Annotated in this window: 16 protein-coding genes and 1 tRNA gene; 3 read left to right on the forward strand and 14 right to left on the reverse strand. The window is 59.2% G+C overall.

Annotation, left to right across the window (positions count from 1 at the left end; translation table 11 throughout):
- Position 1: 1 nt before the first annotated feature.
- The 3 genes from GH769_RS13195 to GH769_RS13205 are packed head-to-tail and all read right to left on the reverse strand — an operon-like array spanning position 2 to position 3056.
- Positions 2-868: a carbohydrate ABC transporter permease gene (locus GH769_RS13195; protein ID WP_003192014.1), complete on the reverse strand. Its 867-nt coding sequence runs from the start codon at positions 866-868 to the stop codon at positions 2-4.
- Positions 865-1962, reverse strand: a complete 1098-nt coding sequence (locus GH769_RS13200; protein WP_032902868.1) for an ABC transporter ATP-binding protein — start codon at positions 1960-1962, stop codon at positions 865-867. Before GH769_RS13200 ends, GH769_RS13195 begins: the two co-directional genes overlap by 4 nt.
- On the reverse strand, positions 1962-3056 hold the full coding sequence (locus GH769_RS13205) for an ABC transporter ATP-binding protein (protein ID WP_014718865.1): 1095 nt from the start codon (positions 3054-3056) through the stop codon (positions 1962-1964). The genes GH769_RS13200 and GH769_RS13205 overlap by 1 nt, the downstream gene beginning before the upstream one ends.
- Positions 3057-3406: 350 nt before the next feature.
- Between GH769_RS13205 and GH769_RS13210 the strand changes: the two genes are divergently transcribed.
- Entirely contained in the window at positions 3407-5224 is a 1818-nt protein-coding gene (locus tag GH769_RS13210) for a sigma-54-dependent Fis family transcriptional regulator (RefSeq protein WP_032902867.1), read from the forward strand.
- Position 5225: 1 nt separating this feature from the next.
- Here the strand turns inward: GH769_RS13210 and GH769_RS13215 are convergent, their stop codons facing one another.
- The 6 genes from GH769_RS13215 to GH769_RS13240 all read right to left on the reverse strand — a co-directional run bounded on the left by GH769_RS13215 (position 5226) and on the right by GH769_RS13240 (position 10054).
- Entirely contained in the window at positions 5226-7343 is a 2118-nt protein-coding gene (locus tag GH769_RS13215; RefSeq protein WP_032902866.1) for a TonB-dependent receptor domain-containing protein, read from the reverse strand.
- 135 nt (positions 7344-7478) lie between these two features.
- Positions 7479-7748, reverse strand: a complete 270-nt coding sequence (locus tag GH769_RS13220; protein ID WP_019816804.1) for a hypothetical protein — start codon at positions 7746-7748, stop codon at positions 7479-7481.
- 133 nt (positions 7749-7881) lie between these two features.
- Positions 7882-8622, reverse strand: coding sequence for a hypothetical protein (locus GH769_RS13225; protein ID WP_032902865.1), 741 nt, complete (start codon positions 8620-8622; stop codon positions 7882-7884).
- 194 nt (positions 8623-8816) lie between these two features.
- Positions 8817-9014, reverse strand: a complete 198-nt coding sequence (locus GH769_RS13230) for a hypothetical protein (RefSeq protein ID WP_014718870.1) — start codon at positions 9012-9014, stop codon at positions 8817-8819.
- A gap of 92 nt (positions 9015-9106) precedes the next feature.
- On the reverse strand, positions 9107-9508 hold the full coding sequence (locus tag GH769_RS13235; RefSeq protein ID WP_014718871.1) for a hypothetical protein: 402 nt from the start codon (positions 9506-9508) through the stop codon (positions 9107-9109).
- Between the two features lie 129 nt (positions 9509-9637).
- Positions 9638-10054 (reverse strand): Ivy family c-type lysozyme inhibitor, encoded by a 417-nt coding sequence (locus GH769_RS13240; protein ID WP_032902864.1) that lies wholly within the window; start codon positions 10052-10054, stop codon positions 9638-9640.
- 346 nt (positions 10055-10400) lie between these two features.
- Here GH769_RS13240 and GH769_RS13245 point away from each other — a divergent pair, with 346 nt between their 5' ends.
- On the forward strand, positions 10401-11177 hold the full coding sequence (locus tag GH769_RS13245; RefSeq protein WP_032902863.1) for a hypothetical protein: 777 nt from the start codon (positions 10401-10403) through the stop codon (positions 11175-11177).
- 68 nt (positions 11178-11245) lie between these two features.
- Here GH769_RS13245 and GH769_RS13250 read toward each other — a convergent pair.
- A tRNA-Ser gene (locus GH769_RS13250) sits at positions 11246-11336 on the reverse strand.
- A gap of 152 nt (positions 11337-11488) precedes the next feature.
- On the opposite strand from GH769_RS13250, the gene GH769_RS13255 reads away from it, so the two are divergent.
- Entirely contained in the window at positions 11489-12160 is a 672-nt protein-coding gene (locus GH769_RS13255; protein WP_003192030.1) for a Bax inhibitor-1/YccA family protein, read from the forward strand.
- Between the two features lie 69 nt (positions 12161-12229).
- On the opposite strand, the gene murB is transcribed toward GH769_RS13255, so the two are convergent.
- The 4 genes from murB to GH769_RS13275 are packed head-to-tail and all read right to left on the reverse strand — an operon-like array spanning position 12230 to position 14656.
- On the reverse strand, positions 12230-13249 hold the full coding sequence (gene murB / locus GH769_RS13260) for a UDP-N-acetylmuramate dehydrogenase (protein ID WP_032902861.1): 1020 nt from the start codon (positions 13247-13249) through the stop codon (positions 12230-12232).
- Positions 13246-13710 carry a low molecular weight protein-tyrosine-phosphatase gene (locus GH769_RS13265; RefSeq protein WP_014718874.1) on the reverse strand — a complete coding sequence of 155 codons (465 nt, stop codon included), beginning with the start codon at positions 13708-13710 and terminating at the stop codon, positions 13246-13248. The genes murB and GH769_RS13265 overlap by 4 nt, the downstream gene beginning before the upstream one ends.
- Positions 13710-14474, reverse strand: a complete 765-nt coding sequence (kdsB, locus tag GH769_RS13270; protein WP_032902860.1) for a 3-deoxy-manno-octulosonate cytidylyltransferase — start codon at positions 14472-14474, stop codon at positions 13710-13712. Before kdsB ends, GH769_RS13265 begins: the two co-directional genes overlap by 1 nt.
- Positions 14471-14656: a Trm112 family protein gene (locus tag GH769_RS13275; RefSeq protein ID WP_003174668.1), complete on the reverse strand. Its 186-nt coding sequence runs from the start codon at positions 14654-14656 to the stop codon at positions 14471-14473. Before GH769_RS13275 ends, kdsB begins: the two co-directional genes overlap by 4 nt.
- Between the last annotated feature and the right edge of the window lie 20 nt (positions 14657-14676).

Consider the following 14676-nt stretch of genomic DNA (forward strand, 5'->3'; position numbering starts at 1 on the left):
CTCAGCGGTTGGCGTCGGAATGGGTCATGGCGGTGTAGAACAGCCAGGACACCAACAGGATGATCAGGAAGTACACCAGGGAAAACGCCGCCGCCGGGCCCAGGTCGAATTGGCCGACGGCCATCTGGGTAAGCGTCTGGCTCAGGAAAGTGGTGGCATTACCCGGCCCGCCGCCGGTGAGCACGAAGGGTTCGGTGTAGATCATGAAGCTGTCCATGAAGCGCAGCATCACCGCGATCAGCAGCACGCTTTTCATCTTCGGCAACTGGATATGTCGGAACACCGCCCAGGCCGATGCACGATCAATCCGCGCAGCCTGGTAGTACACGTCCGGAATGGCCCTTAAACCTGAGTAGCACAGCAGCGCTACCAGCGAGGTCCAATGCCACACATCCATCACCAGTACGGTGACCCAGGCGTCCATGGTGTTGGCAGCGTAGTTGTAGCTGATGCCCAGGGCGTTGAGGGTCGAGCCCAGCAGGCCGATGTCGGCACGGCCAAAAATCTGCCAGATAGTGCCGACCACGTTCCACGGAATCAGCAAGGGAATGGCGAGGATGATCAGCACCAGCGAGGACCAGCGGCCCTTGGTGGGCATGGTCAGGGCGATGGCGATGCCCAGTGGGATCTCGATCAACAGCACGCAGGCCGAGTAGATGAACTGGCGCAGCAGCGAGTCGTGCAGGCGCGGGTCGAGTAGCACCTGCTTGTACCAGTCGGCTCCGACGAAATAGCGGCTGGATTGGTCGAAAATGTCCTGCACCGAATAGTTGACCACGGTCATCATCGGGATCACCGCACTGAACGCCACCAGCAGGAACACCGGCAACACCAGCCACCAGGCCTTGTTGTTCTGCACTTTGTTCATGGCGCCACCTCCAGCAGGTAATCGTCGGCGTAGAGCATCAGCCATTGCGTCGGGAAGCTGATGGAAGCCTTGCCTTCCGGCACCGGCTTGTCCTCGGCCAGGCGCACCTTGAGGGTGGCGCCGTCGAGGTTGAGGGTCATGATCTTGTAGGTGCCCAGGTCTTCCACATGTACGACGTCGGCTTGCAGGGCGTCAGGGTTGTACTCGTCCCATACGTGGATAAATTCCGGACGAATGCCGACCTGGAGCTTTTTGTAGTCGGTGGTGTTGAGACGTTGCTGCATCGCTTCGGACAGCGGCAACAGGGTATTGGCGAACCCTACACCGCCAGCCTTGGCCTGCACCTCGATCAGATTCATCCCAGGGCTACCGATGAAATAACCGACGAAGGTGTGGCTGGGCCGCTCGAACAATTCACGCGGCGTACCGAACTGCACGATTTGCCCGCCGTACATCACCGCGATCTTGTCGGCGAACGTGGAGGCTTCCAGTTGATCGTGGGTAACGTAGACCATGGTGATATTGAACTGCTCGTGAATCTGCTTGAGCTTGCGCCGCAGTTTCCACTTCAGGTGCGGGTCGATCACCGTCAGCGGCTCGTCGAACAGGATCGCCGACACGTCATCGCGCACCAGGCCACGGCCCATGGAGACTTTCTGTTTTTCGTCGGCGGTGAGGTTGCGGGCTTTTTTGCTCAGCAGGTTTTGCAGGTCGAGGACTTCGGCGATTTCCTGCACCTTGCTGTGAATTTTCGCTTCGGCCATGCCCTGGTTGCGCAGCGGGAACGCCAGGTTGTCGAACACCGTCATGGTGTCGTACACCACCGGGAACTGGAACACCTGGGCGATATTGCGTTTCTCTGGGGTGAGATCGTTGACCACTTGGGTATCGAACAGCACCTGGCCTTCGGACGGGCTGAGCAGGCCGGAAATGATATTGAGCAGCGTGGACTTGCCGCAGCCCGACGGCCCGAGCAAGGCGTAGGCACCGCCCTGCTCCCACACATGATTCATTTCCCGAATGGCGTAGTCTTCTGGCCCTGTGGGTGTAGGACTATAGCTATGGGCCAGGTTACGCAAATGGATCTCGGCCATCAGGCAACCCTCGCGACACGGCGTCCGGGGGCCTGGACCAAGCGGCCCTGACCATCGAACACAAACAGTTTATGGGTGGGGATATACACACGGATCGGCGCGTCGACATCGTATTCATGCACCCCCGGCAGGTGCAGCACCAGCAGGAAGTGCTCACTGCGCACATGCAGAAAGGTTTCCGAGCCGCTGATCTCGGCGACTTCCACGGTCACCGCCAGCTCCAGGTCATCATCATTACTGGGTACCAGGCTGATATGGCTGGGGCGCACGCCAAAGCGGAATTCGCCTTCGCCGATAGGACGCAGGTCAACATTGAGTGGGAAATGCACGAAGTTGGCGAAACTCACTTCGTTGCCGCTGATGCGCCCTGGCATCAGGTTGATCGGCGGCTCGGAGAACAGCTCAGCGGCGAGGACAGTTTGCGGCTGGTGGTAGACCTCGGCGGCCTTGCCGCTTTGGATTACCCGCCCCTCATGAAGAATGGTGGTGGTGCCACCCAAGGCCAGGGCCTCGTTGGGCTCGGTGGTGGCATATATCGCGATGGTGTGGCGCGCCTTGAACAGTTCACGCATTTCCTGACGCAGCTCTTCGCGCAGTTTGTAGTCCAGGTTGACCAGCGGCTCATCGAACAGAATCAGTTCAGCGTCTTTCACCAGGGCGCGGGCCATGGCGGTGCGTTGCTGCTGGCCACCGGACAATTCCAGGGGGTGGCGCTGCAGGAATTTCTCGATGCGTAGCATCTTGGCGGTTTCCAGCACCTTGCTCTGGATCACCTCCTGGGACACACCGGCCTGGCGCAACGGCGAGGCGATGTTCTCGAACACGGTCATGGTCGGGTAGTTGATGAACTGCTGGTAGACCATCGACACATTGCGCAGGCGCACCGGCTTTTGCGTGACATCCACGCCGTTCATCAGGATGCGGCCGCTGTCGGGCTTGTCCAGGCCGGCCATCAGGCGCATCAGGCTGGTCTTGCCGGATAGGGTGCGACCGAGCAGGACGTTGAAAGAACCGGCTTCGAACCGCAGGTTGGCGTCGTCGATCCAGGTTTGGCCGTCGACAACGCGGGAGACATGTTCCAGGGTCAATGACATGACACGACCTTTTTATTATTGGAATGAATCTGGTCCGTTGTCAGAGCGAGTTTCGTGCCAATACCGCAAGCGCTTGATGTGTAAGGAGATGGTCGAATGGTGATGTTCGGGAGTGAACAATCCGGCTGAACAATTGAACACTGCCGGGGTTGACAATGAACAGTTGTGAACAACACTTTATGCGCGACGAAGATCAAATGTGGGAGCGGGCTTGCCCGCGATGGCGGTGCATCAGTTTGTAGAGGCTGTGCCTGACCCATTGCCATCGCGGGCAAGCCCGCTCCCACATTGTTCGATGTCTGACGTTAGATGGCGTAAGACCCGACAACAATAATAAAGAAGGTCGCACGATGGCCGAACCCTTGACCCACGACACCCTTATCCAGGAATCCTGGCGCCGTTGCCGCGCCTATGGCCTGGACCACCAGAGCGCCCCCAGCTTTGACCAACTGCCCGCCGAAGGCATACGCCAACTCCTGGAAAGCCAGCATTCCCTGGTGCAGACCACCCACCAGGAAGTGTTGCCCTACTACGAGAACATCCTCAGCAATTCCAATTGCCTGATCATGCTGGCCGACAACCAGGGCCAGGTGCTGACCTCGTGGGGCACCCAGCGGTTTATCGAACCCACGCTGGCCCGTGGCTTCAGCCCCGGCGCCAGCTGGATAGAACGCGCCAGTGGCACCAATGCCATCGGCACCGCACTGGCCTGCGCCCAGGCCGTGCATATTGAACACGATGAACACTTCCTCAAGGCCAACCGCTTCATGACCGGCTCCGCGGCGCCCATTTTCGATGCCCAGCGCGAAATCATCGCCGTGCTGGATGTGTCCAGCGACAGTTACCTGCCGCCCTCCCACACCCTGGGCATGGTCAAGATGATGAGCCAGACCGTGGAGAATCGGCTGATCCTCAACCTGTTTCGCGGCGAACATTTCCAACTGACCTTCAACACCGGCTTGAGCAACCTCGACAGTCAATGGGCCGGCCTGCTGATCTTTGATGAAAGCGGCCAGGTCCTGTCGGCCAATCGGCGTGCGGATAACTTGCTGGGCATCAGCCTCTCGCGGGTGATGATCGACAGCCTGTTCAAGGTGTCGCTGCTGGAGTTGCTCAACCAGCCCGAAGGGTTGCCGTTTGCGTTGCAGGCGGCGGGACGCAATCGGTTCCAGTGCCTGTTGAAGCGGCCCAAGCAGATGCCGGTGCAGGCGCGGGTGTTCAACCAACCGCCGCCGCCAGCGCCGACCGCGATCAACCTCCAGACCCTGCATTTTGGCGATGTGCGCGTGGAGAAAGCCGTGCGCCAGGCCGAGCGCCTGCTGGAAAAGGACATTCCATTGTTGATTCACGGTGAGACCGGCGTGGGCAAAGAAGTATTCGTCAAAGCCCTGCACCAGGCCAGTTCCCGCAGCCGACAGGCGTTGATCGCAGTGAACTGTGCGGCGATTCCCGCAGAGCTGGTGGAATCGGAACTGTTCGGCTACGAAAAAGGCGCCTTCACCGGCGCCAACCAGAAAGGCAGCATTGGCCTGATTCGCAAGGCGGACAAGGGCACGCTGTTTCTCGACGAGATCGGCGATATGCCGTTGCCGACCCAGGCCCGCCTGTTGCGGGTGTTGCAGGAGCGCTGTGTGCAACCGGTGGGCAGCAGCGAGGTGTTCCCGGTGGATTTGCGCATCATCTCGGCGACCAACCGTGCATTGCGCGAGCTGGTGCAGGCCGGGCGCTTTCGCGAGGACTTGTACTACCGCATCGGCGGCCTGACCCTGGAATTGCCGCCGTTGCGCGAGCGTACCGACAAGCAGGCGCTGTTCCAGCAACTGTGGCAGCAACACCGCGAGCCGAACCAGTGGGCCGGGCTGAGTGCCGAGGTGCTGAGGTTATTTGAGCAGCATCCGTGGCCGGGCAATTTGCGTCAGGTGAGCAGCGTGTTGCAGGTGGCGCTGGCGATGGCCGAGGAGCAGCCGATTCGCGCGGAACACCTGCCCGATGATTTTTTTGTGGATTTGCAGGCGACGGTGCCGCAGTCCAAACCTGAGCACCTGGATGAACGCCTCGACCTGAGCCAACGCCTGGAAGCCGTGGGCGGGAATATCTCCCACCTGGCGCGAGAGCTGGGGGTGAGTCGCAACACCCTGTACAAGCGACTGCGCCAGCACGAAGGCTGATTTAACGCCAACTCCAGGAAACGCCGGTGTAAATACCCCGCCCATCCGCCGGGGTGGAGCGCGCCGCGTCCATCCCTTTGTCGTCATAACCCGGCGTGACGGTGTTGGCATAACGGCGGTTGGTCAGGTTGCGCAGGTCGACCCAGGCTTGCCAGTCGTGTTTGGGCGCGTCATAGCCGAACGTGGCGCCGAGGGTGGTGTAGGCCGCCGCATAGTAGGAATTGGCGTAGTCCACCGCTACCCGTGATGCATGCTCGGTGTTGAGGCTGGTGTAGAAACCCGTCGGGTGGCTGTAGCGCAGTTGCGCCTGGTAATAGTGCTTGGGAATGCCGGGCAAGGTGTTGTCGCCGAAACGCTCGTCGTCGCGGTAGTGGAAGTCGCTGAAGGTGTAGGCCTGGCGTAGGTCGAGCTTACCGCTGCCACCGCCGTCCCACAGCGGGCTGAGCAGGCTCAGCTCCACGCCCTGGTGCACGGTGGGGCTGGCGTTGGATTCGGCGATGATCGCGTTGCTGGTGGCAGTCTGGGCCTGGGTCTCTACAGAAAGCAGCTCGTGGCGAACTTCCGAGCGATAGAGCGCCAGGTCCCATTGGCCGAGCCAGGCTTCACCGCGCCCGCCGATTTCCAGGGTGGTGGCGGTCTGATTACGCAGCTTCACGCCTTCGCGCTGCAACCCCGTGGCCGCCCCACTGCCCGGGCCAAAGTATTTGTTCGAGCCCCAGATCATCGACCACGCATGCGGGGGCTCTACCGAGCGGCTCAGGTTGCCGTAGACCTGCAACTGCGGGGTGAAGTCGTAACGCAGGCCAATGCGCGGCGCATAATCCCAATCATGCTGACTGATCGGCGCCTGGCCGTCGGGGTAAGTCACCTGGGTTTCACGGCGCGTGTAGATCGCGGCAAGGCCAGTGGTCAGCCACAGATCCTCCACCAGTTCCAGCTCGTTGCCGACATGCAGCACGGTGTCGGAGCCCAGGTAGCTGTAGTCGCGGGTCTTGGTGCCGGGGGCATAAATGGCGGTATTGCCCGTAGGGATGCGGACGTATTCCGACGCGCCATTGTTCGGCATCGCCTGGGTGGTACGCAGGCCGAGAGTGGTAGTGCTGGCGTGGCCGAACAGGCTGTCCTGGCGGATGTAATTCAGGGTGCCGCTGATATCGGTGTAGGCAACTTTGAGGCGGTTGGTGCCTTCGCGCAGGTCCATGGGGTAGTCGTGATAGGCCAGCCCGACCTCGACCCGCGCGTTATCGTCCAACCGCAAAGTGGTCTTGTTGGCAACCCAGGTAGAGCCCGGTTGCAGGCGCTTTGAATCGCGGGCGGCATTGACGCTGTTGGCGGCACGCGGATCATGGCTGACCTGGTCGCGCGTGAGCCTGCCGGGAGAATCGTTGGTGGTTTCGCGATAACGCAAGTAGAAGCGCGTTTCCAGGTCCGGGTTAAAGCGATAGCCGAAATTGGCAGCGATGCCCTTACCGGTACCAAAGCTTTGGTGCTGATAACCGTCGGACTCCGAATCGGTGAGGCTGATGTAATAGTCGGCGTCCCCCAGCACCTGCCCGGAACTGACTTCGCGTTGGGCATAGCCGCGACTGCCGACCTCATAGCGCACTTGCAGCTTGGGCGCGTCCAAGCCGGTGCGGGTAACGTAGTTGACCGCACCGCCCAAGGCCAATGCACCCTGATCGAACCCGTTGGCGCCACGCAGCACCTCTACCCGGCTTTGCCACAGCGGGTCCTTGAGCTCATAGGGCGTGCCGCCTGGGCCGGTAAGCGGCAGGCCGTCGAACATTTCATACAGGCCGGAGGCATGGGCACCGGGGGCGCGGTTCAGGCCCGAGCCACGAATGGACACCTTCACCCCTTCGTTATTGGCCGCCTTGGCGTAAACACCAGCCTGGTACTTGAAGACATCCTCGTTGGTGCTGACCCGTCCCTGTTGCACGCTGTCCATATCGATGTAATTGGTGCCGCCGGGCACGCTTTTGAGCTGCGCCTGGGCGATTTCTGCGGCACTGGCCTCAGCCGTAGTGACTTCAACCGGCGCCAATTGCAGGCCTTCGGCCTGTACCAGCGAACTGAGGGTCAAGGCGGCAAAAATAAACGGGGGGTGGCGCAGCAGCATTGGGAGCAGGTCCTTGGAATCCGGGAACGTGCCGGGCCGAGCCCACCACGCGAACAGTGATGGGAAGGCAGGTATGCCCCTCGAGTCACTCCTTAATGACGGACAGGGGCGTATCAAAAACAGGGGTGAATCAGTTTAACCATCGGCAGTTGCCAATGTCCGCATCAGATCATCTGCATCCGACCCCGGCGGAAAGCGAAAGCCATACATTTCGTCAGTGGCGAGAATCGCCCCCAAGGTGTCGCGCAACTGGTCTTCCGTGGGCGAGTCACGCAATAACTTATGCGCCGGCAGCAATAACTCGGCAGACACGCCCTGGGCGGTCGCGGCGTCAATTACCGCATAGAGGATAAACCGCAAGCGTATTTCGCGATCCGTGGGCCAAACCGTTTTTCGTTTACCCAAGGGAGGGCCTCGTGTTTAAGAAAAATCCGAGGCTATTGCCCGCAGGCCAGCCTTTCAAGCCGCCGGAGACAAGATAGGCCGCTTCCTACAGCGGAAAGGGAAACACCGCACCGATTGGTCGATGCGATGGGCCTTACTGCACCGGCAGGAAATTCATCAGCAACAGGCTTTGTGCGTAATTGAGGCCAATGCGCCGGTAGCGCTCATCGAGGATTTGGGTCAGCAGGTCCAACCGCGCGACGATCTTGCCGAACTCAACGGCAAAACTGAGGTTACTGCCCTCCTCCGAGATTTCGTTGGAAAATAACAGCAACACGCCGTTGGCATCCTGACGCTGGCTGAGCAGCCAGGTGGCCTTTTCGATATTGCGCGCGGCATTGCTGACAAACTGCGGGTTGATCGAGTCGGTCACATAGAACTGCGTGCGCCCGCCGTGAGCGGTCACGAGCATGCTGCCAATCGCATAGATGAACGCGCCGACGCGGTCGCCGCGAAAGTCGGGGCTCAAGGAATAGCTCAGGGCAGCCAGGTCACGCCGGTCACCCAGTGCGGGCAAGGGTTGGCGATTTTCGATGGCCTGGCGGATTTTCCGGGCGGCGGTCACCGCATCCGGATACCCCGATTGACGCCACTGGTTGGGGTTGCGCAGGTAGAGCTTGCTCATCAGCAGGTAGAGGCTTTGCAGGTTGTCACGCATCCCCAGGGTGGCCATGCGGTCGACGCTGGTCTGGAAGAACTCATCGGGCTTGCCGTCGCTGAACTGCCTGGCGATATCGCGGCCCTGTTGTTGGCTGCAACCCACTGCACACAGCGCGAACATCGCAGCCAGCAACAGCGGCCATCGGGTGGTAAAAATCGTAAACGTTCGATCCATCGGCACCGGGTCTGATTCTGTGGGCCGCACGCGGGAGTCGGGTGGCCGGGACAGAGGTAGATCAGCAAAATGGAAAAAAGTGCAGCGGTGCGGGTCGGATCAGCATCGGCTTACAGCCACAAGGAGGTGAACGAGACCAAGGGGGCCAGCAGACAAAGCCCGGCACAGGGCCGGGCTCTTTGGCCTGAACGCCTTCAGGTCTTGGGATGCTCAGTAGCTACTGAATCGGCCGCATCTACATCCGACATATCTTCTTCAAGAGGCGCCTCGTCATCCGGCGGCAGCGGGATATTGTCCTCGTCACGCCGCGGGTCATGGCCGGTCTCGTTATCGGTGCCCCGGGTAACCGCTTGCTGGGAAATGTTGCCTGGGGCTTTCTCGTTGATTTCCATGCTGGCACTCCGTTTATAGGCTCGGGATATCCGCGCTTAGGAATGAGAGGCTGCATCGGGATTGAGAGTGCCGGGCGTTAGACGAATGGCGTTTAGTAGGCAGTCGGGGTGAAAGAAAAACTGCTGCCGTGCTGAGAAATTCTGCGGCGAACAAGGTCTCCCGGCTTCATATCAATTTCTGATTCGATGATTCTTGAGGTGCCGAAAAGCATGTATTTCGAGACACCAAGAATATGCTTGCCAGGGGCCAGCCCAAACCTGGCAACCTCCCCAGGGTGAAACTCGGCAGCCGGTTTCCCATCAATATGCAAAATAAAACGGACTTCAGCTCCGTAGATGCCCGAGTCTCTAGTCACCACCAACTGAGCCGCGTTCTTTTCCGTGAAGGCATACATTCTTGTGGATGGCACAGGGTCTGCGATGTCGGCAGATATAGGCGAAGTGGAGCACCCACCAAGAGCAGCAAGCAGTAATGCTCCGATTAAGCCTCGCATATCGTTCCCTCAAAAAATTTGTGCGACTTTAACATCCACGATAACCATAACAAGCGGTCTGTTCGCTATGTCTTATCTGATGGTCGTTCTCCCCACCCACCGTTTGCCGCAGCAGAGCGACACCGGTCATCAATCTTCGGGATTGTTGTCAGCAAACGACTTATTCAGTAGGCCCTGAACGACACTGTCGGGATCACCCAGCAATTGCTTACTGAATGCCTCTCCCTCGGCTGGACGCGTCGCGAGTAGCCCCCAGGACTTTGTTCCATCTGCGTTAAAGACCACGATTAGCTGATTGTCTGCACAATCATGTGGCTTGCACATGTGGCCTACCGTAAAGCGCTTACCATCCGCCGAAACCGTCTCGACTGGCGACGCTGTGCCCTGAGCTTTACTGACCCAGTCCGGATAACTGAGCATCTCTGCGTAGGCTTTTTTGTAAGGCGCTTTGCTGGCAATCTCGGGCAGATATTGCTCAGCCCAAACGCCTTCAGAGACTAGCATCATGGAGGCACCCGCCAGCATCGAAAGGCTCAGTATTTTCATTCGAATGACTCCATCTCGCTGACTTTTCAGCCGCTTTCGCAGGTTGCACTTAAACATCGGTATGAAAGCTGGGACAGGGCACTGTTTTAGAAGTTTCGACGTTCACCTAACAAACAAGCTTGAAATCATGAGGCAGGCCATGGCTGCCGTGGAGAGAAGTAAATCAGTCAAGCTAAAAGCTCCGTACTGTGCTTAGTAATGAATACGCAGTGCGAGGGCACGTGCACGATGACAGCTCCATACGGATCCAGTAAGACAGCATAGTCTTGTAGAAAACGTGCTGTGATGACGGCGGTCATTTGCTTCGTGTACTTTCGACCCTCGACTTCACTTACGGATGAGTATCATGAATGACGATTTGAAGCAGTCAGGCTCTACGACTACATCACAAGCCACCATCTCTCTAGAGCAGGTCAAAACCGGCAGGGTCCTGGATTTTACCTGGGCGCCAAACGCCAACACCACGACCACCATCGTCTCGGCGGACTTTGTCGACTACAAGGTCGATACTGCCCAGGGCAGCCCCACTGGCGACAGCCATTCCATTGCACGATTTACCTATGTCCGGGGCAAAGGCGGTGGCCAGATCAGCCAGCTCTTTCTGGAAGAAATGCGTGCCGGTGTACGTGCCAATACCCAGATCGGGTTGATGGTAGGACGCAAATGGGTTCTGGACCCCAATGGGGAAGTTTCCGGCAGCATTGGTACATACGTGGTTGAGCAATTCGACGACATGCGCGCCAGTGTGAATTATGTCGGCTCCTTCGCCCGGGTCTTCGCTGATCCGAGAATGGTCAGTTACCACGCTGGCGGACATGTGCACACCAATGTTTCTATCACCGGCAGCAGGCCCTTGACCATGTCGGATTCAGGCAAGTCGATGCTGGTCATCAGCGATACAGATGTCACGCTGACAATCGGTGATGATGTGATTGAAGGGTTCAAGGTGAATCTAATCCAGGCAGCCGCCGGCAAGATCAACATTGCCGTATCCAGCAGCCACGTGATCTACAGCAACGCTGGAAGCCGCACGCACACGCTCAATCCACTGGATGAGCTGGAAGTCAGTACCTTCCCATTCGGGCCGGTGTTCCTGGCCTTTCGAGTTAGACCAACTGCCTAAATAGCCCGGTATAACCAAAACCCCAGAAACGCAAAAGCCCCGCTTTCGCGAGGCTTTCGTGTAAATCTTGGCGGGAAACCAGGGATTCGAACCCTGGAGACGCTATTAACGTCCGCCGGTTTTCAAGACCGGTGCATTCAACCACTCTGCCAATTTCCCTTATGCATCACAGGATTATAGTAGCCCATCCCGTGTCAGCGGGCGCCATAATACCCGAATGAAACACACTGTCAAACTCTCTGCATCGCTTGTTACAAGGCGTCTGTTATGATCTTTGCGACTGAACGTTTCAAAACTGAAGGAGTGTCGCCATGCGCGAACAGAATTACGCAGTGAATGGCAACGCGCAGGCTGAGCAGCTTGAAGTCAGCCGCGTGTTGCGCAACACCTACGGCTTGCTCGCCCTTACCCTCGCATTCAGCGGCGTGATGGCTTACGTGGCCCAGCAGATGCGCGTCGGCTACCCGAATATCTTTGTCGTGTTGATCGGCTTCTACGGTCTGTTCTTCCTGACCAACAAGCTGCGTGACTCGGCCTGGGGCCTGGTGTCGGCGTTTGCCTTGACCGGTTTCATGGGTTTCATCCTAGGCCCGATCCTCAACCGTTACCTGGGCATGGCCGGCGGTGCTGAAGTGGTCAGTTCGGCGTTTGCCATGACCGCCCTGGTGTTTGGTGGTCTGTCGGCCTACGTGCTGATCAGCCGTAAGGACATGAGCTTCCTGGGTGGTTTCATCACCGCAGGCTTCTTCGTGCTGCTGGCGGCGGTGGTGGCCAGCATGTTCTTCCAGATCAGCGGCCTGCAATTGGCGATCAGCGCGGGTTTTGTGCTGTTTTCCTCGGTGTGCATCCTGTTCCAGACCAGCGCCATCATCCACGGCGGTGAGCGTAACTACATCATGGCGACCATCAGCCTGTATGTGTCGATCTACAACCTGTTCATCAGCCTGTTGCAGATCTTCGGCATCATGAGCCGCGACGACTGATCAGCCAACGCAATAAAAAATGCCCCGTATCGCGAGATACGGGGCATTTTCATTTTCAGGCCCGATAGCTCAGTACTGATTGGGTTCCATTTCCAGCTCGACCTTGAAGCGCTTGAAGATATCTTGCTGGATGCGTAGCGCCAGCTGGGCAATCTCCTGCCCGGTGGCGGTGCCGTAGTTGACCAGTACCAACGCTTGCAGCTTGTGCACGCCCGCATCGCCCTCCCGGAACCCCTTCCAACCGGCTTTGTCGATCAGCCAGCCGGCGGCGAGTTTCATTTGGCCGTCGGCCTGAGGGTAGGCCACCAGGTCCGGATACTGGCGTTGCAGCTCAACAGCCAAGGCTTGGGGTACCAGCGGATTCTTGAAGAAGCTGCCCGCATTGCCCAGCTCTGCCGGGTCTGGCAGTTTCTCGCGGCGAATGCTGCAGATCGCGCGGCTCACATCGCTTGGCGTGGCGTGGGTGATGCCCTGCGCGATCAGGCGCTGTTGCACCGGGCCGTAGTCGAGTTTCAGGTGGGTGGCGCGGCTAAGGGCAAAGCGTACCCGCAGGATCAGCCAGCGCCCGACTTCGTGCTTGAACAGGCTGTCACGGTAGGCAAAGTTGCATTCGTCCAGGCTGAAGTCCCGCAGTTCGCCCGTCTGGCGATCCAGGGCGGTGAGGCCGGCAAACACATCCTTGATCTCTACGCCATAGGCACCGATGTTCTGCATCGGCGCGGCGCCGACAGTGCCCGGGATCAGGCTGAGGTTTTCCAGGCCGCAGAAGCCGTGCTCAAGCGTCCACAGCACAAACGGATGCCAGGCTTCGCCCGCTTCGGCTTCGACCACCACGTGCGTGCCATCGTCGCTCAGCACGCGAATGCCTTGTGTCGCCATACGCAACACCAGCGCCGGAACATCCTGGGTCAACAGCAAATTGCTGCCGCCTCCAATCACCAGCAACGGCACCGCCTGTGCGGCGGCATAGGCGATGGCCGCGCGCACGTCAGCATCACTGTGGGCCTCGGCAAATAATTGCGCGCTCACATCGATGCCAAAGCTGTTGAATGGCTTGAGCGATACCTGCGCACGCACTTGCAAGGTCATAACCGCCCCTTCAATTCGATCACCAATAAGTCACAGGCGCGTTCGATCAGGTCCAGGACCCGTTCGAAACCTTGCTCACCTTCATAGTAAGGGTCTGGCACCTCGTCCACTTCGCCATCAAAGCGACGCAGGAACAAATCCAGCTCCGCCTTGCCCTGCCCCGGCTGCATGGCCTTGAGGTTGCGCAGGTTGCTGCTGTCCATGGCCAGGATCAGGTCATAGCGGGCAAAGTCAGCGCGGGAAACCTGCTGGGCACGCTGGCTCGACAGGTCATAGCCGCGCGCCAGCGCCGCCCGTTGGCTGCGCTGGTCCGGCGGGTTGCCGACATGCCATTCCCCGGTGCCAGCAGACGCCACCTCAATCTGGCCAGCCAAGCCTGCTTCACGCAACTTATGGCGCAAGATGCCCTCAGCGGTTGGCGAGCGGCAGATATTGCCCAGGCATACAAACAGAACTTCCATCAGGCGCCCAGCAGGCGACGGACGCGTTCGAGGTCTTCCTGGGTGTCGACACCGGCTGGCGGTGCTTCCAACGCATCGCCCACGTGGATACGCACGCCGTGCCAGAGGGCACGCAGTTGCTCCAGGGACTCGGTGTTTTCCAGCCAGCACGGGCCCCAGCTGACGAAGTCGTGCAGGAAACCGGCGCGGTAGGCATAGATGCCGATATGGCGGCGATATGGCACGCCCTCCGGCAACACGTCGCGATTCTTGGCAAAGGCATCCCGCGCCCACGGCAAGGTGGAGCGACTGAACGTCAGTGCCAGGCCGTTGATGTCGCTGACCACTTTCACCACATTCGGGTTGAACAGCGTCTCGATGTCTTCGATCGGTTCGGCCAGGGTCGCCATACGCGCCTCGCCATGGGCCGCGAGGTTGGCAGCGACCTGATCGATGACACTCGGCGGTATCAATGGCTCGTCACCCTGCACATTCACTACGATCGCGTCGGGTGCCAGACCCAGCTGAGTGGCGACTTCGGCCAGGCGATCAGTACCGGAGTTATGGTCTTCGCGGGTCAGGACCGCTTCGGCACCAAAACCTTTGCACGCCTCGATGATGCGCGGGTCGTCGGTGGCCACCACCACCCGTTCGGCGCTGCTCTTGCACGCTTGTTCCCACACCAGCTGGATCATCGGCTTGGTGCCGATCATTTGCAGCGGCTTGCCCGGCAGGCGCGTCGAGGCATAGCGCGAGGGAATGACAACGGTAAAGGCGGTGGTCATTTATCCAGGCGCTCATCGGTAGTCAGAGTACGGGCTTCGCTTTCGAGCATGACCGGGATGCCGTCACGGATAGGGTAAGCCAGGCCGGCACCTTTGCTGATCAGCTCGGTTTTGTCGGCGCTGAGCTTGAGCGGGCCTTTGCAGATCGGGCAAGCGAGGATATCGAGCAGTTTGGTGTCCATGAGTGTTTCCTGGAAAGAAG

The sequence above is a fragment of the Pseudomonas sp. CFSAN084952 genome (assembly GCF_009648855.1).
Lineage (GTDB): Bacteria > Pseudomonadota > Gammaproteobacteria > Pseudomonadales > Pseudomonadaceae > Aquipseudomonas > Aquipseudomonas paracarnis.